Source organism: Pseudomonas triticicola, from assembly GCF_019145375.1.
Classification (GTDB): domain Bacteria; phylum Pseudomonadota; class Gammaproteobacteria; order Pseudomonadales; family Pseudomonadaceae; genus Aquipseudomonas; species Aquipseudomonas triticicola.
Window position 1 is genome coordinate 291,710 of record NZ_JAHSTX010000002.1, and the last position, 16,884, is coordinate 308,593.

General features: G+C 61.7%; 16 protein-coding genes. 6 read left to right on the forward strand and 10 right to left on the reverse strand.

All coding sequences use genetic code 11. The annotated features are described in order from the left end of the window. Positions 1 to 17: 17 nt before the first annotated feature. The 7 genes from KVG85_RS23140 to exaC all read right to left on the reverse strand — a co-directional run bounded on the left by KVG85_RS23140 (position 18) and on the right by exaC (position 7,712). On the reverse strand, positions 18 to 830 hold the full coding sequence (locus KVG85_RS23140; RefSeq protein WP_217865133.1) for a M90 family metallopeptidase: 813 nt from the start codon (positions 828 to 830) through the stop codon (positions 18 to 20). A 4-nt stretch (positions 831 to 834) separates the two neighbouring features. Further along, positions 835 to 1,485 carry a DedA family protein gene (locus KVG85_RS23145; RefSeq protein WP_016773001.1) on the reverse strand — a complete coding sequence of 217 codons (651 nt, stop codon included), beginning with the start codon at positions 1,483 to 1,485 and terminating at the stop codon, positions 835 to 837. Positions 1,486 to 1,713: 228 nt separating this feature from the next. Continuing rightward, positions 1,714 to 2,175, reverse strand: coding sequence for a GNAT family N-acetyltransferase (locus KVG85_RS23150; RefSeq protein WP_016773002.1), 462 nt, complete (start codon positions 2,173 to 2,175; stop codon positions 1,714 to 1,716). A gap of 115 nt (positions 2,176 to 2,290) precedes the next feature. Continuing rightward, the gene (gene eutC / locus KVG85_RS23155) at positions 2,291 to 3,115 is read right to left on the reverse strand and encodes an ethanolamine ammonia-lyase subunit EutC (protein ID WP_016773003.1); all 825 of its coding nucleotides are present in this window, start codon (positions 3,113 to 3,115) and stop codon (positions 2,291 to 2,293) included. Between the two features lie 5 nt (positions 3,116 to 3,120). Further along, entirely contained in the window at positions 3,121 to 4,515 is a 1,395-nt protein-coding gene (locus KVG85_RS23160; protein ID WP_039761855.1) for an ethanolamine ammonia-lyase subunit EutB, read from the reverse strand. A 52-nt stretch (positions 4,516 to 4,567) separates the two neighbouring features. Beyond that, entirely contained in the window at positions 4,568 to 6,019 is a 1,452-nt protein-coding gene (gene eat / locus KVG85_RS23165) for an ethanolamine permease (RefSeq protein WP_217865134.1), read from the reverse strand. Positions 6,020 to 6,191: 172 nt separating this feature from the next. After that, positions 6,192 to 7,712, reverse strand: a complete 1,521-nt coding sequence (exaC, locus tag KVG85_RS23170; RefSeq protein ID WP_217865135.1) for an acetaldehyde dehydrogenase ExaC — start codon at positions 7,710 to 7,712, stop codon at positions 6,192 to 6,194. 390 nt (positions 7,713 to 8,102) lie between these two features. Between exaC and KVG85_RS23175 the strand changes: the two genes are divergently transcribed. From KVG85_RS23175 to KVG85_RS23190, 4 genes are all read left to right on the forward strand, one after another. Further along, a complete protein-coding gene (locus KVG85_RS23175; protein ID WP_217865136.1) occupies positions 8,103 to 10,016 on the forward strand; it encodes a sigma-54-dependent Fis family transcriptional regulator in 1,914 nt (637 codons plus the stop codon). A gap of 265 nt (positions 10,017 to 10,281) precedes the next feature. Beyond that, on the forward strand, positions 10,282 to 11,631 hold the full coding sequence (gene mpl, locus KVG85_RS23180; protein WP_217865137.1) for a UDP-N-acetylmuramate:L-alanyl-gamma-D-glutamyl-meso-diaminopimelate ligase: 1,350 nt from the start codon (positions 10,282 to 10,284) through the stop codon (positions 11,629 to 11,631). Continuing rightward, positions 11,628 to 12,275 carry a flavin prenyltransferase UbiX gene (ubiX, locus tag KVG85_RS23185; RefSeq protein ID WP_024014462.1) on the forward strand — a complete coding sequence of 216 codons (648 nt, stop codon included), beginning with the start codon at positions 11,628 to 11,630 and terminating at the stop codon, positions 12,273 to 12,275. The genes mpl and ubiX overlap by 4 nt, the downstream gene beginning before the upstream one ends. Beyond that, entirely contained in the window at positions 12,268 to 12,552 is a 285-nt protein-coding gene (locus tag KVG85_RS23190; RefSeq protein ID WP_024014461.1) for a YceK/YidQ family lipoprotein, read from the forward strand. Before ubiX ends, KVG85_RS23190 begins: the two co-directional genes overlap by 8 nt. Positions 12,553 to 12,652: 100 nt before the next feature. Here KVG85_RS23190 and KVG85_RS23195 read toward each other — a convergent pair whose 3' ends face one another. The 3 genes from KVG85_RS23195 to KVG85_RS23205 all read right to left on the reverse strand — a co-directional run bounded on the left by KVG85_RS23195 (position 12,653) and on the right by KVG85_RS23205 (position 15,607). After that, positions 12,653 to 13,294, reverse strand: a complete 642-nt coding sequence (locus tag KVG85_RS23195) for an oxidoreductase (RefSeq protein WP_016773010.1) — start codon at positions 13,292 to 13,294, stop codon at positions 12,653 to 12,655. A gap of 27 nt (positions 13,295 to 13,321) precedes the next feature. Next, positions 13,322 to 15,049: a C13 family peptidase gene (locus KVG85_RS23200; RefSeq protein ID WP_217865138.1), complete on the reverse strand. Its 1,728-nt coding sequence runs from the start codon at positions 15,047 to 15,049 to the stop codon at positions 13,322 to 13,324. Positions 15,050 to 15,151: 102 nt separating this feature from the next. After that, positions 15,152 to 15,607 carry a MaoC family dehydratase gene (locus KVG85_RS23205; protein WP_016773011.1) on the reverse strand — a complete coding sequence of 152 codons (456 nt, stop codon included), beginning with the start codon at positions 15,605 to 15,607 and terminating at the stop codon, positions 15,152 to 15,154. A gap of 194 nt (positions 15,608 to 15,801) precedes the next feature. On the opposite strand from KVG85_RS23205, the gene KVG85_RS23210 reads away from it, so the two are divergent. Beyond that, positions 15,802 to 16,164 (forward strand): CidA/LrgA family protein, encoded by a 363-nt coding sequence (locus tag KVG85_RS23210; protein WP_016773012.1) that lies wholly within the window; start codon positions 15,802 to 15,804, stop codon positions 16,162 to 16,164. Beyond that, positions 16,164 to 16,880, forward strand: coding sequence for an LrgB family protein (locus KVG85_RS23215; protein ID WP_016773013.1), 717 nt, complete (start codon positions 16,164 to 16,166; stop codon positions 16,878 to 16,880). Before KVG85_RS23210 ends, KVG85_RS23215 begins: the two co-directional genes overlap by 1 nt. Positions 16,881 to 16,884 lie beyond the last annotated feature (4 nt).

Consider the following 16,884-nt stretch of genomic DNA (forward strand, 5'->3'; position numbering starts at 1 on the left):
CAGAAGTCGTGCAGAGCTTAGTCGTGCGCCTGATAGACCGGGTCTGTGGCCTGAAGTTGCCGCAGTCTGCCCAACGGATCCTGCCGGTAGAAAAGCTGCAGTTGCAAGTAGACCTGTGGATAAGCCTCGTGGAGCAGATCCGGGGCGCTGAAGAAGTATTCGCTGGTGACGGCGAAGAACTCCGCCGGGTTCTCGGCGGCGTAGGGATCGATGGCGGTTTCAGCGTCGGGATCGTGGTCGAGCTGGCGGTTGAGGTCGTCGTAGGCGGCTTGCATCACCGTGGCCCAGTCGCTGACGCGCATGTCGGCATGCAGCGGCGGCAGGCCGTTGGCGTCGCCATTGAGCATGTCGAGCTTGTGCGCCAGTTCGTGGATCACCAGGTTGTAGCCTTCCCAGCCACCGCTGGCCTGTACGCCGGGCCAGGCGAGAATCACCGGCCCCTGTTGCCAGGCTTCGCCGCTGTGTTCGCCGTCCCACTCATGCTCGACGCCGCTGGCATCGCGATGACGTTGCGGGCTGAGGAAGTCATCCGGGTACAGCACGATCTCGTGGAAACCCTGGTACCAATTCAGATCACCGAGATGCAGCAACGGCAACTGCGCTTGGGCGGCGAGCAGCAGGCGCTGTTCCTGATGCAGTTCGACGCCGGGCAGGGCGGTCAGGTGTTTGTCGTCGAGAAACAGCACGCAGGCTTCGCGCAGCCACTGGTCTTCAGTCGCGCTGATGCCATCGAGGAAGGAGAGTTGATGGCGCACCCGTTGCCACAGGTCGTCGGCAATCGGGTGCCTGGCCAGGAGGCGCCGGCGTCGCCAGGCGCTCAGTGACCACATCGGATCAGTGCGATTGCACTTTGGTGCCGCCGAACCGGCTGCGCACCACGCCGATGATCATCGGCACCAGCGACAGCAGGATGATTGCCACCACCAGCAGCGAGAGGTTTTTCTTGATGAACGGCACGTTGCCGAAGAAATAACCCAGGGTGACCAGACCGCCGACCCAGAGGATGGTACCGAGCACGCTGAAGCCGAAGAAACGCGGGTACGGCATCCGCGCCACGCCCGCGACGAACGGCGCGAAGGTGCGGATGATCGGCAGGAAACGCGCCATGGTCACGGTTTTGCCGCCATGCTTGTCGTAGAAGTCGTGGGTTTTTTGCAGGTAGTCGCGACGGAAGATTTTCGAGTTCGGGTTGCTGAACAGCTTCTCCCCGGCCGTGCGTCCGATCACGTAGTTGGTACTGTCGCCCATGATCGCCGCCAGCATCAGCAGGCCACCGAGCAGCACCGGATCCATGCCGCCGCCGGCCGCCACTGCGCCAGCGATGAACAGCAGCGAGTCACCCGGCAGGAACGGCATCACCACCAGACCGGTTTCACAGAAGATCACCAGAAACAGGATGGCGTAGATCCATGGCCCATAGTTGTTCACCAGCAAATCGAGATACACATCGAGATGCAGGATAAGGTCGAGCGGGTTGAAATCCATGGGGGCACCTGTATGACGGCCCGACTCGGCAGGCCTGTGCGGATGACTTCGTGTAAGCCTACAGCGGGGTGTAGTTTTTCTTACAAGCCGGAAAGATCGGAATTATACGGTCTGACCGCTGAAAAGCGCGCCGGTTTTGTAGCGGGGAGTGTCGCGAAGTGAGCAATTGTCAGGGAAGGGGCGGCCGTGGCGAGGGAGCGAACTCCCTCATCACCGAAGCCGTTGGAGTCAGAGCTCGTCGCTGATCGGCAGTACGTAGTTCTTGAACTCGGTGTCTTCCTTGAAGCCGATCGATTCGTAGGTTTTCTGCGCCACTTCGTTGTTCGCGCTGGTCGAGACGCGCATGCGCACGGCCTGGGTTTCCTTGGCCATTTTCTTCGCAGTGCGGATCAGGTTGTCGGCCACCAGTTGCCGGCGCGCGTCTTCAGCAACGTAGATATCGTTGAGAATCCACACGCGTTTGAGTGATAGCGAAGAGAAGCTCGGATAGAGCTGGCAGAAACCCATGAGTTTCTTGTCGTCATCGTCGGCCAGGGCCAGATAGATCACCGACTCTTTGCGGCGCAAGCGCTTTTCGAGGAACGCGCGGGAGGAATCCGGGTAAGGCAGGGAGCCGTAGAACTCGCGATATTTGACGAACAAAGGAGTCAGCAAATCCAGATGTTCGAGGGTCGCTTGAATAATCCGCATGATAGGTCTCGTCTTCAAGTGGCTGTCTTCAACTGCTCTGACGGCGATGGGAAACCCGGGCGGCCGTGCGTCGATCCTGCCTGAAAGCAGCGCAGAAAGGCAATGCGGAAACGGTTCAGGCTGGCGGTGGATCGAGCAGGAAGTTGCCTTTCATGTCGACAGCGTCGTCCGCCTCCAATGTGTGCAACTGAGCTTCATCCTTCAGATTGACGCCCGACAGCTGCCGCCGACAGGCCTCGCGCATCAGATACAGCAAGCGATGCGCCGCCATGCCGTAGCTCAAACCTTCAAGCCGAACATTGGAAATGCAATTGCGATAGGCGTCGGTGAGGCCGACCTTCGGCGCATAGGTGAAATACAGCCCGAGGCTGTCCGGCGAACTCAGGCCCGGACGCTCGCCGATCAGCATCACCACCATTTTCGCCCCGAGCAACTGGCCGATCTCATCACCGATGGCGACGCGGCCCTGTTCCACCAGCACCACCGGCGCCACGGACCAGCCGTCGCCGCTCATCTGCTCTTCAAGGCGCGTCAGGAACGGCAGGGTGTGGCGATGCACCGCCAGTGCCGACAGGCCATCAGCGACGACCATCACCAGATCGACCCCGCCCGGATGTTGGCTGGCGTAGTCGCGCAAGGTCTGCGCCGATTCATCGCTGAGCTTGCGCCCCAGGTCCGGGCGTTGCAGATAGGTGTGTCGGTCCGGCGCGGCGCTTTGCAGCGCCAGGGTTTCCCGCCCGCGCTCGCTCAGTTGTGCGCTGATTTCGCTGTGATCGAAGGCCAGATGCACGGCATCACGGGCCTGGGCGTGGGCAAACTGAAAATCCAGCTGCGCCCGCGTCGGCAGGCTGGTGCCGGTGCGGCCCAGGGCAATCCGCGCCGGGGTCAGGCGGCGCAGTTCCAGCCAGGGGTTTTGCGGATCGACCGGTGGTTTTTCCATAAGACTCATCCCAAGTGCGCCAAGGCCTGGCGGAAGGCCGGCGGCAGATTGTTGCCGAAGCGAACCTTGCCGTCCGCCTGGGTGAAGATGCCCATGTTGGCCAGCCATTGTTCGAACTCCGGCGCCGGTTTCAGGCCCAGGGTCTGGCGGGCGTACAAAGCGTCGTGAAACGAAGTGGTCTGGTAATTGAGCATGATGTCGTCGGAGCCGGGGATGCCCATGATGAAGTTGATCCCGGCGACGCCGAGCAACGTCAGCAGGGTATCCATGTCGTCCTGGTCGGCTTCGGCGTGGTTGGTGTAGCAGATGTCGCAGCCCATCGGCACGCCGAGCAGCTTGCCGCAGAAGTGATCTTCAAGGCCGGCGCGGATGATCTGCTTGCCGTTGTAGAGGTACTCCGGGCCGATAAATCCTACGACGGTGTTCACCAGGAACGGCTTGAAATGTCGCGCCACGGCGTAGGCCCTTGTCTCGCAGGTCTGTTGATCGACGCCGTGGTGGGCGTTGGCCGACAGCGCGCTGCCCTGACCGGTTTCGAAATACATCAGGTTCTGCCCGAGAGTGCCGCGCTTGAGACTGAGCCCGGCGTCGTAGCCTTCCTGCAGCACGTTGAGGTTGATGCCGAAACTGGCATTGGCAGCCTCAGTGCCGGCAATCGACTGGAACACCAGATCCAGCGGCACGCCACGGTTGATCGCCTCGATCGAAGTGGTGACGTGGGTCAGCACGCAGGCTTGGGTCGGGATGTCGTAGCGCTGGATGATCGCGTCGAGCATTTCCAGCATTGCGCAGATCGAAGCGATGCTGTCGGTGGCCGGGTTGACCCCGATCATTGCATCGCCGTTGCCGTAGAGCAGGCCGTCGAGAATGCTCGCGGCAATGCCGGACGGCTCGTCGGTCGGGTGGTTGGGTTGCAGGCGGGTCGACAGGCGCCCGCGCAAACCGAGGGTGCCGCGAAATTGGGTGACCACGCGGATTTTCTGCGCGACCAGCACCAGATCCTGCACGCGCATGATCTTCGACACGGCGGCGACCATTTCCGGGGTCAGGCCGGGGGCGAGGGCGCGCAGGCTGGTTTCGTCCGCCGCATCACTGAGCAGCCAGTCGCGAAAGCCGCCAACGGTGAGGTGGCTGACCACAGCGAAGGCTTGTTTGTCGTGGGTGTCGATGATCAGTCGAGTGACTTCATCGGCTTCGTAGGGAATCAGCGCTTCTTGCAGGAAGTGGGTGAGCGGGATGTCCGCCAGGGCCATTTGCGCGGCCACCCGTTCGCCGTCGTTGAGCGCGGCGATCTCGGCGAGAAAATCCCCCGAGCGGGCGGGGCTGGCCTTGGCCATGACATCTTTGAGGCTGTCGAAGCGGTAAGTCTGCGCGCCGACCGTGTGAGCAAAACTGGCCATTCAGCGTTCTCCGTGACGGCGCAGAATGCGTCTGCGCCGTGGTTTTCGACAATCAGTGCAAGGCTTGTTCAGCTTTTTGAATCGCCGCGAATTCTTCTTCCGGCGTGCCCGCTACCAAGTGATGCCGACTGTAGAAAGCAAAGTAAGCAATTAACACTCCATAGATGATCGCCGCGCCGATCACCACCCGTGGATCGACGAGGAAGCCCGCCACCACGGCGATGCACGCCAATACCAGCGCCACACCCGAGGTGAAAATGCCGCCCGGCGTGCGGTACGGCCGGTCCATTTTGGGGCGACGGATGCGCAGGGTGATATGCGCGGCCATCATCAGCACATAGGAAATGGTAGCGCCGAACACCGCGACCAGAATCAGCAAATCGCCCTGGCCGGTCAGCGACAGACCAAAGCCGATGATGCCGGGAATCACCAGGGCAAGCACCGGCGCCTTGCTCTTGTTGGTCTGCGACAGTTTGCGCGGCAGGTAACCGGCCCGCGACAGCGCGAAGATCTGCCGCGAGTAGGCGTAGATGATCGAGAAGAAGCTGGCGATCAGCCCGGCCAGACCGACGAGATTGACGAAGCTGCCCATCCACGTCGAGCCACCGTAGGCCTTGCTCAGTGCTTCGACCAGCGGGTTACCGGAGGTCAGCAGCGAATTCGCACCGGCGCCGCCGGGGCCGACGATCAGAATCAGCAGGGCGAACATCAGCAGCATCAGCATCGCCCCGATCAGACCGCGCGGCAGGTCGCGCTTGGGGTTTTTGGTTTCTTCGGCGGCCAATGGCACGCCTTCAACGGCGAGGAAAAACCAGATCGCATAGGGAATCGCCGCCCATACGCCGACATAGCCGAACGGCAGAAACGCACTGGCGCCGACCGCAGTGGTCACCGGGATGTCGAGCAGATTGGCGACGTCGAAGTGCGGCACCATCGCCACCAGAAACACGCCCAGCGCCAGGGCGGCGACGGCGGTGATGATGAACATCAGTTTGAGCGCTTCACCGACGCCGAAAATATGGATGGCGATGAAGATGATGTAGAACGCCAGATAGATCATCCAGCCGCCAATGCCGAACAGCGACTCGCAGTAGGCGCCGATGAACACCGCGATGGCAGCGGGGGCGATGGCGTACTCGATGAGGATCGCGGTGCCGGTGAGAAACCCGCCCCACGGCCCGAACGCACTGCGGGCGAATCCGTAGCCGCCGCCGGCGGTGGGGATCATCGAGGACAATTCGGCCAGGGAAAAACACATGCACAGGTACATCGTCGCCATCAGCAGCGTGGCGAGAAACATCCCGCCCCAGCCACCCTGGGCGAGGCCGAAGTTCCAGCCGGCGTAGTCGCCGGAAATCACATAAGCGACGCCGAGGCCCACCAGCAGCACCCAGCCGGCGGCGCCTTTTTTCAGTTCGCGTTGTTGGAAATAATCAGAGCCGACTTTTTCGAAGTCGACGGAGGAGCCGGTCGCCGGAGCGCCAGCCGGGGATTCGCTTGGCATAGGGTTCACCATTTTTATTGTTTTATTGGCCCGGCTACAGCCAGGAACCTGATCGTTCCCACGCTCTGCGTGGGAATGCAGCCCGGGACGCTCCGCGTCCCTTCGAAACCGAACGCGGAGCGTCCGTTGAGGCATTCCCACGCGGAGCGTGGGAACGATCAGCATCGCAGGATCAGAAGAATCCCAACGGATTGATGTCGTAGCTCACCAGCAGGTTCTTGGTCTGCTGGTAATGGTCGAGCATCATTTTGTGGGTTTCACGCCCGACGCCGGACTTCTTGTAACCGCCGAATGCGGCATGCGCCGGATAGAGGTGGTAGCAGTTGGTCCACACGCGACCGGCCTTGATCGCCCGGCCCATGCGGTAGGCGCGGTTGATGTCGCGGGTCCACAGGCCGGCGCCGAGGCCGAACTCGGTGTCGTTGGCAATCGCCAGGGCTTCGGCTTCGTCCTTGAAGGTGGTGATGCTCACCACCGGGCCGAAGATTTCTTCCTGGAACACGCGCATCTTGTTGGTGCCCTTGAGCAGGGTCGGCTGGATGTAATAACCGGTGGCCAGGCTGCCCTCGAGTTTTTCCACCTTGCCGCCGGTCAGCAGTTCCGCGCCTTCGCCCTTGGCGATTTCCAGGTACGAGAGGATCTTGTCGAATTGCTGTTCCGACGCTTGGGCGCCGACCATGGTGTCGGTGTCCAGCGGGTCGCCGCGTTTGATCTGGCTGACTTTCTTCATCACTGCCTGCATGAATTCGTCATAGATCGATTCCTGCACCAGCGCGCGGGAAGGGCAGGTGCACACTTCGCCCTGGTTGAAGAACGCCAGCACCAGACCTTCAGCGGCTTTTTCGATGAAGCTCGGCTCGGCCTGCATGATGTCTTCGAAGAAGATGTTCGGCGACTTGCCGCCCAGTTCAACGGTCGACGGAATGATGTTTTCCGCTGCGCATTTCATGATGTGCGAGCCGACCGGGGTCGAGCCGGTGAAGGCAATCTTGGCGATGCGCTTGCTGGTCGCCAAGGCTTCGCCGGCTTCTTTGCCGAAGCCTTGCACGACGTTGAGCACGCCCGGCGGCAGCAGGTCGCCGATCAGTTCCATCAGCACGCAGATGCCCAGCGGGGTTTGCTCGGCAGGCTTGAGCACCACGCAGTTACCGGCGGCCAGCGCTGGCGCGAGTTTCCACGCAGCCATCAGCAGCGGGAAGTTCCACGGAATGATCTGGCCGACCACGCCCAGCGGTTCATGAATGTGGTAAGCCACGGTGTTGCCGTCGATTTCCGCAGCGCTGCCTTCCTGAGCGCGCAGGCAACCGGCGAAATAACGGAAATGGTCAGCGGCGAGCGGGATGTCGGCGTTGAGGGTTTCACGGATGGCTTTGCCGTTGTCCCAGGTTTCGGTGATCGCCAGCAGTTCGAGGTGTTCTTCGATGCGGTCGGCAATTTTCAGCAGGATCAGCGAGCGCGCCTGCACCGAAGTGGCGCCCCACGCATCGGCGGCGGCGTGGGCAGCGTCCAGCGCCTTGTCGATGTCTTCGGCGGTGGAGCGGGGGAATTCGGCAATTGGCTGGCCATTGACTGGCGAGGTATTGGTGAAGTACTGACCTTTGACCGGCGCGACGAACTCGCCGCCGATGTAGTTGCCGTACTTGCTCTTGAACGAGACTTTGGCGCCGTCAGTACCGGGGTGGGCGTAACGCATGATGATGTTCTCCTTGGCTTTGTACTTATTAGAGAAACGCGCAAGTGCGCTTGCTATAAGCGTAGAGCAAGGCTCGGGCCACTGCCGTGCAGGTCAGGCAAATCAAGGGCTTGGCCGGTTTGTCTCGGACGAATGGAGTGGCGCTGTGACGGTTTCGGTACAGCACGGGTGACAGTTTGTACCGCTTGCGGCACAGCCCGTGACCGGACAGTCTTGCCGGCATTGCAATGCGCTGTTGGCTGAGGGATCCTCAGCCAACAGCAATACCTGTAGGAGCTGCCGAAGGCTGCGATCTTTTGATTTTGTTTTTCAAGATCAAGATCAAGAGATCGCAGCCTGCGGCAACTCCTACATGGGATTGCGTCGACCTCTCGGGGAGAACAATAAGAAATGCACGACAACCATTTGAGTCGCCATGCCCGCCAGGTTCTCACCGTCACCCAGGGCAAACCGCACCTGCACGGCCCCGGCGCCGATCCATCGATCGCCCGTTCGTGGCTGCGTTGCCTTGAGGACTATCACCTCGATCCTTCTGTGACCATGGCGCCGACCGTGCTTGAGCATGGCCGGGTGCTGGAAAGTCGCGAACGTCTGCAACAAGTGCTGCAAATCGCCGGCACCGAGATGAGCAGCCTGCATCAGCAACTGTCCGGCGCCGGCCATGCGGTGCTGCTGACTGATGCGCGCGGTGTGATCCTCAACTGCGTCACCGCGCCGGCCGAGCGCAAGATTTTCGAACGCGCCGGGCTCTGGCTCGGCGCCGACTGGAGCGAAGCCTGCGAAGGCACCAACGGCATCGGCACCTGCCTGGTCGAGCGCCAGGCGCTGACCATTCATCAAGACGAACACTTTCGCGGCCGCCACACCGGCCTGACCTGCTCGGCGAGCCCGGTGTTCGACCCGCATGGCGAATTGCTCGCTGTGCTTGATGTGTCTTCGGCGCGCCATGACGTTTCGCGCCAGAGCCAGTTCCACACCATGGCGCTGGTCAATCTGTCGGCGAAGATGATCGAGAGTTGCTACTTCCTGCGCTGCTTCGATAACCAATGGTTGCTGCGTTTTCATCTGCAGGCCGAGTCGGTCGGGCTGTTCAGCGAAGGCTTGCTGGCGTTTGACGGGGAAGGGCGGATCAGCGCAGTCAACCAGAGCGCGTTGAACCTGCTCGGGCATATTCGCGGTGGTTTGCTCGGTAAACCGGTAGAAGCGTTTTTCGATTGTTCGCTGGATGACCTGCTAGGGCGGGCGAGTGCCAACGCCAGCGCCAGTTGGCCGCTGCGCACCCGTGATGGCCGGCATCTGTTCGCGGTGTTGCGCGGCGAATCGCGCAAGCCGACAGCCATTGTTCCAACGCCAATCGCTGCTCCAGCGCCACGCCTGTCCGGCATCTGCCTCGGCGATGAAGCGTTGCAGGCGGAATTTCGCAAAGCCCTGCGCGTGTTCGAGCGCGACGTGCCGCTGTTGATCAACGGCGAAACCGGCTCGGGCAAGGAGGCGTTCGCCAAGGCTGTGCACCAGGCGAGCCAGCGCTCCGGTAACGCCTTCGTCGCGCTCAATTGCGCGGCCATTCCGGAAAGCCTGATCGAGAGCGAACTGTTCGGCTATCGCGGCGGCAGCTTCACCGGCGCGCGCAAGGACGGCATGCGCGGCAAGCTGCAACAGGCCGATGGCGGCACCTTGTTCCTCGACGAAATTGGCGACATGCCACTGGCGTTGCAAACGCGCTTGCTGCGAGTGCTGGAAGATCGGCAAGTGGTGCCGATTGGCGGCGAGCCGCAAGCGGTGGACGTGCGGATCATCAGTGCGACGCACCGCAATTTGCTCGAACGAGTCGCGGACGGCAGTTTCCGTGAAGACCTGTATTACCGCTTGAACGGGCTGGAAGTGGCGTTGCCGGCATTGCGTGAGCGCAGCGATAAATCGCAGTTGCTGGATTTTCTCCTGGCCGAGGAGGCCGGAGGCGAAACGATTCTGATCGACGAACCGGCGCGGCAGGCGCTGCTGGCGTTCAATTGGCCGGGAAATGTTCGGCAGTTGCGCAATGTCCTGCGCACGCTGGCGGCGTTGTGTGATGGCGGGCGGGTCGGCGTTGAGGATTTGCCGGTGATGATTCGGCAGGCGCGACCGGCGGCTGCGCCTGCGCAGATTGCCGCGCAGCCATTGGACGACGCCGAGCGTGTCGCATTGCTCAATGCGCTTGAGCAGACGCGCTGGCATATGACCCATACCGCGCAGCAACTTGGCGTAAGCCGCAACACCCTTTATAGAAAACTGCGTAAACACGGAATTGAGCGGCGTGTCAGCTGAAAGCCCTCACCCTAACCCTCTCCCAGAGGGAGAGGGGACTGACCGAGGTGTTTTGGCGATTTACGCCGACCTGAAATATCGAGCCGAACTCAGGATTTGAAGCGACCGAGATCGGCTCCCTCTCCCCCGGGAGAGGGCTGGGGTGAGGGGCTGCGGTCTAAAGCCGTGCGCAGATGTAGCCGCCAACCCGTCTCCATCCTTCAGCTAAAGAGTGCCATTTCCCCCTCCCTACGCTAACCTGCGGCCATGTTTTACGAGGTCGACTATGCACATTCATATTCTGGGTATCTGCGGGACTTTCATGGGCTCGATGGCGGTGTTGGCCAAAGAGCTGGGCCATCACGTGACGGGCTCCGACGCCAACGTCTATCCGCCGATGAGCACGCAGCTCGAGGCCCAGGGCATTCAGCTGACGCAGGGTTATGACCCGGCACAGCTCGATCCGGCGCCGGATCTGGTGGTGATCGGTAATGCCATGTCCCGTGGCAACCCGGCGGTGGAATATGTGTTGAACAAAGGCCTGCCGTACGTCTCCGGCCCGCAGTGGCTGGCTGACCACGTGCTGCAAGGTCGCTGGGTATTGGCCGTGGCCGGTACGCATGGCAAAACCACCACCAGCAGCATGCTTGCCTGGGTGCTGGAACATGCCGGCATGAGCCCGGGTTTCCTGATTGGCGGCGTGCCGCAGAATTTCTCGGTGTCGGCACGCCTGGGCGATACGCCGTTCTTTGTGATCGAGGCTGACGAATACGACAGCGCGTTCTTCGACAAGCGCTCGAAGTTCGTCCACTACCGTCCGCGCACTGCGATCCTCAACAACCTTGAGTTCGACCACGCCGACATCTTCCCTGATCTACCAGCAATCGAGCGTCAGTTTCATCACTTGGTGCGCACCATTCCGAGCGAGGGTCTGGTCATCCACCCGACCACCGAGCCAGCGTTGCAGCGCGTGATCGAGATGGGCTGCTGGACCCCGGTGCAAACCACCGGTGCCGGCGGTCAGTGGCAGGTCAAGCTGCTTAGCGAGGACGGCTCGGCGTTCGAAGTGATGTTCGAAGGCGTGTCCCAGGGCACCGTCGAGTGGGAGTTGACCGGTCAACACAACGTCGCCAACGCCTTGGCTGCTCTGGCCGCCGCTCGTCACGTTGGCGTAGTGCCGTCGATGGGTATCGCCGGGTTGAGCGCGTTCAAGAACGTCAAACGGCGTATGGAGAAAGTCGCCGAGGTGCGCGGCATCACCATTTACGACGACTTCGCTCATCACCCGACCGCCATCGCTACCACCCTCGACGGCCTGCGCAAACGCATCGGCGACGCGCCACTGATTGCGATCATCGAGCCGCGCTCCAATTCGATGAAGCTCGGCGCCCACCGTGACGGTTTGCCCGACAGTGTGGCCGATGCCGATCAAGTGATCTGGTATGCCCCGGCCAACCTCGGCTGGGACCTCGGCGCCACCGCAGCGTTATGCACCGTGCCGTCGATTGTCAGCGATTCCCTGGAAGGCATCATCGAACGCGTGAAGAGCCAGGCACAGCCCGGCACTCACGTGGTGATCATGAGCAACGGCGGCTTCGGTGGCCTGCACGGCAAGCTTGCCGAGGCGCTGCAATGAATACTTTTTCCCAGGCCGGCGGTCCGGAACGCATCACCCTGGCGATGACCGGCGCTTCGGGCGCGCAGTACGGTTTGCGCCTGCTCGATTGCCTGGTGCGCGAGGATCGCGAAGTGCACTTCCTGATCTCCAAGGCCGCGCAACTGGTGATGGCCACCGAGACCGACGTGTCCCTGCCGAACAAACCGCAGATGATGCAGGCCTTTCTGACCGAATACACCGGCGCGGCTGCCGGGCAGATTCGCGTGTATGGCAAGGAAGACTGGATGTCGCCGGTGGCTTCGGGCTCCGGCGCGCCAGCAGCCATGGTGGTGGTGCCGTGTTCGACCGGCACGCTGTCGGCGATTGCCACCGGCGCCTGCAACAACCTGATCGAACGCGCGGCGGACGTCACCCTGAAAGAGCGCCGCCAGTTGATTCTGGTGCCGCGCGAGGCGCCGTACTCGAGCATTCATCTGGAGCACATGCTCAAGCTGTCGAATCTGGGCGTGACGATTCTGCCGGCCTCGCCGGGCTTCTATCACCAGCCGCAGACCATCGATGATCTGATCGACTTCGTTGTGGCGCGGATCCTCAATCTGCTCGGCATCCCGCAGGACATGCTGCCGCGTTGGGGCGAGCATCACCTGAGCAGCGATGAATAAGCTGCTGGTGCTTGTGCTGGCGCTGCAATTGGCTGGATGCGCTACCGTGCGCACGCTGGATGCGGCCAAACCCGGCGCACCGGTGGTGTACGCCGGGACGCGGCTGGATTTGTATGCGTTGAACGGCGGCTGCTGTGCGATGGACCGGTTCGGTGCCGAAGCGCCGAGCTATCCGGGCGTGGACCTGCCGGCCAGTGCGCTGCTCGATACGCTGTTGTTGCCGTTGTCGTTGCTCACCGTGATTGGCGTGGGCTTTCAGGCGACTGGTGGATTGTAAAGGTCAAAAGATCGCAGCCTTCGGCAGCTCCTACAGGGGAATGGGGTCTTCTGTAGGAGCTGCCGAAGGCTGCGATCTTTTGGTTCTGAAAGTCCCGGAGTTATTTGCCTAACTTTCGCAGCTCATCCGACTCGATCACTCGCACCCCATCCTGTTCTTCCAGCGCCAGGCGCCACATCGCTCGCGCCAACTGGCACGCTTCGATGCCGTGGTATTTGCCCGGAATCAGCTTCGACAACGGCCCGGCCAGTTGCTCGACCAGACGCGGTTCGGTGCGTTCGCCGAGTAACAGCGAAGGTCGGCAAATGGTCAGCTGCGGCCAGTTCTGCGCGCGCAGGGCCTGTTCCATCTCGCCTTTGACCCGGTTGTAGAACACTGAGGAATTCGGATCGGCGCCGATTGCGCTGATCACGATCAGGTGCCGCGCGCCCATCTCCCGGGCGCGCTTGGCGAACGCCACGACCATGTCCAGATCCACTGCGCGAAAAGCTTCTTCGGAGCCGGCCTGTTTGATCGTGGTGCCGAGGCAGCAGTAGGCGATATCGACCCGGCCACTGAGCTGCGGCAGAAACGCCTGCGGGTCGCCGACCGGGTTTTCCAGATGCGGATGCTCGGCCAGCGGCCGGCGTGAAGGGGCGAGGACACGGGTAATCGTTGGCTCGTTGAGCAAACGGTCGAGCAGATGTTCACCGGTCAGTCCGGTGGCTCCGGCAAGCAATACGTGCTGAGGCGTCAAGTACATAGTGTCTCTCCCTTGATACTGTTCAGCTTAGTTGCCTTTTTTCGCCGCGTCGTTCAATGCGCTGCTTTGCAACGCTTTGCGCGCTTGCTGTTTACGCAGCAGTTGCCAGTGCGACAGCACGGTTTTCGGCGCCCAGATCTGCGGCTCCGAGGCTTCGAAGCCGTCGGCCAGTTCACGTTCGGCGACGGTGGCCTTGGCCAGTTTGAATGCCTGTTCCAGATCATCAGTCTGGTTCAGCGCCTGGGCGAACAGCGCGTCGCCAAAGTAAGTGAAGTTGGCTTCTTCCGAGCAACCGAACGACACCCGATCGGCGCGCGAGGCGGTCATGATCAGCGTGCGTTCGTCTTTCAGCGCCGGGATGAAACCGCCGGAATAGCACGAGGAAATCACGATGACCTTGTCGCGATGCTTCAGCGGCGCGAGCACGGCGGCGAGTTCATCGGCCGGCAGATCGGCCAGTTCCATGCGCGGCTGATCGAGCACCAGTTCATGCTCGGCGGTGCCGTGGCTGGTCAGATAAATGAACAGCAGATCTTCCGGCCCGCTGCGTTCGGCGAGGGCTTGCGCGGCGCGGCGCAGATTTTCGCGGGTGGCCATCGGCCGGTCACCGAGATGATCGCGATGATTGACCAGACGAATCTGGCCGAAGGCGCCGAAGCGCGTGTTGAGCATGTTGGCGACGTAGTCGGATTCACGCAGGAACACGCTTTGCTTGCCGTCGCCGCCGAGGGTCAGGGTGTACAACTCGACTGCCGGAGTCGAAGCGGGAATCGCCGCCAGTGCGTCGTCCAGCAACCGGCCTTGGGCGAGCAAACCGAGCTCGAGGGTGTCGGGGAGCAATTTGCCGTCGGCGTCGCGCACGCGTTGGCCGTTGATCCAGGTGCCGCTGAGCACGCTGCCATCGGTCAGCACCAAAGTACCGCGTCCTGAATAGCTGTCGTTGTCGAAGCCGCCGATGTAGAAGCTGCCATCGGCCAGGTTCAAACGGCCCTGACCGGTGAAGCGCCAGTCATTGAATACACCGATGTAATGGCTGCCATCAGCACCAATCAGTTCGCCCTTGCCGGTCAGCGCGCCTTCCTTGAACTGGCCGAGCCAGACGTCGCCGTCGGCGTTCTCGTAGCGGCCCTTGCCGTGCAGTTGATTGTTCTTGAAGCCGCCGACGTAGATATCGCCGTCGGAGCTGTTGTAGGTGCCGTTGCCTTCCAGTTGACCGTTGACGAAATGCCCGCTGAACGAATTGCCGCTGGCATCGCCGCGCTGGCCTTCGCCGTTGGGTTTGCCGTGGGCGAACTGGCCTTGATAGGAGCTGCCGTCGTCCATTTCCAGACGGCCGAGGCCGGAATACTGGTCAGCCTTGAACTCGCCGCGATAGGTCATGCCGTTTTCTTTCAGCGTGCCTTCGCCGTCACGCCGGCCCTGCTTGAAGCCACCGGTGTAACTGCTGGCATTGGTGCTCAGGCTGCCCTGACCATCAAACAGCCCTTGCTGAAACTGGCCGCGATAGACCTCGCCGTTGCTGCCATGCCATTCGCCTTGCCCGTGCCACTGACCCTTGTCGAACTCCCCGGCGTACCAGCTGCCGTTGGGGTAGTCGACGCGGCCCTGACCCTGCAGCAAGCCGTCGACCAGTTCACCGCGATAGCGACCGCCATCGGGCAGGCGCGCATCCGGCGGCAACAGCGATTCGCCGTCGCCGCAAGCGGTGAGCATCAGGGTCAGGGCAAGGGGTGCAAGTCGAGCGATTGAGCGCATAGCGGGATCCGGGCAATTAGGCGACCGAGTATGCCGCAGCTATGCGTCGCATATATACAGACGTGACGCGAAACAGCGTGCGCTGCTTCGCATCCGGGATGATCAGACGAAGCAGAGTGACAGCGGCTCGGCGATGTAGGCCGGTTTGTCCGAGCCTTCTATCTCCAGTGTCGCGGTAGCCTTGAGCAACCACTGGCCGGGTTTTTTCTCGGTGACTTCGACCATGTCGACCTTCAGTCGGACTTTCGAGTTGACCTTGACCGGCTGGATGAAACGCACGCTGTCCAAGCCATAGTTGACGACCATCTTCACGCCTTCGGGCAGCACGAGGATGTCTTCCATCAGTTTCGGCATCAGCGACAGCGACAGGAAACCATGGGCAATCGTGCTGCCAAACGGCGTTTGCGCAGCCTTGACCGGATCGACGTGAATGAACTGAAAATCACCGGTGGCTTCGGCGAACAGGTTGATGCGCTCCTGATCGATGGTGAGCCATTCGGAACGTCCAAGTTCCTTGCCGACATAATCTTTGAGCTCTGCAACGGGAACATAGGGCATTGAGACTCTCCTTGGGTTCATCGGTTTTATAGTTTTTCAGGGGGCGGATTTGACCGGCCTGCGAACCACTGTAGATCATCATGGCGATTTGCTCAGGTCAACCGACCATGCTTTTGGCGAATGCCGGTCCATAGCGCCGGCATGCTTATAATGCCGAGCCCCTGCTGGCTGAAAATGTAAGACGGAGATGTCGGATGTTGTTACGTGGCCTGACCCTGCTGGTGCTGTTCCAATTGCTTGGCACCGCGCTCAATCATTTGCTGTTGCCGATATTGCCGGGGCCGATCATCGGGCTGCTGCTGTTGCTGGTGTTCCTGATCATTCGCGGTGAAGTCGGCGAGCCGTTGAATCAGGCAGCAGGCAGTCTGCTGCGTTATCTGCCGTTGCTGCTGGTGCCGCCGGCAGTGGGCGTGATGGTGTATGCCACGGCGATTGCTGCGGATTTCTGGGCGATTGTCGGCGCGCTGGTGGTTTCGCTGATTCTGTCGATGGCCTTTGCCGGCGTGCTCATGCAGCGGCTGGTCAAACGTCACGCGCCGCCGGCGGAGGAGTCCTGATGCTGTTTGACTGGCAAGGCGCGTGGGCGTCGGTGATTCATCATCCGCTGTTCGGCATTGGCATCACCCTCGGCGCCTATCAACTGGTGCTGGCGGCGTTCGAGAAAACCCGCTGGATCTTTCTGCAACCGGTGCTGGTCTCCATGTTGTTGGTGATCGGTGTGCTGGTCGGCTGCGGCCTGACCTACGCGGAGTACCGCAAGAGCACCGAGATCCTCAGCATTCTGCTGGGGCCGGCCACGGTGGCGCTGGCGGTGCCGCTGTATTTGAATCTGCGGCGCATTCGCCAATTGTTCTGGCCGATTTTTACTACGCTGGTGATAGGCGGGGTGGTCGCAACGGGCATGGGCGTGGCGCTGGGCTGGTGGTTCGGTGCCGATCACATGATCCTGATGACCATGGCGCCGAAATCGGTGACCTCGCCGATCGCCATGCTGGTCGCCGAGCAGATCGGCGGCGTGGCGGCGCTGGCCGCGGTGTTCGTGCTGATCACCGGGGTGATTGGCGCGATCTTCGGCCCGGCGCTGCTGACCCGCCTCGGCGTGCACAGCCCCGAAGCGCGCGGCATGGCGCTGGGCATGACCGCTCATGCGGTCGGCACGGCGGTGGCGATGCAGGAAAACGACGAGTGCGGCGCGTTCGCCGCGCTGGCGATGAGTCTGATGGGCGTGGCCACGGCGGTGTTCCTGCCGTTGGCGGTGTCGATGGTGGTGTAAGGAT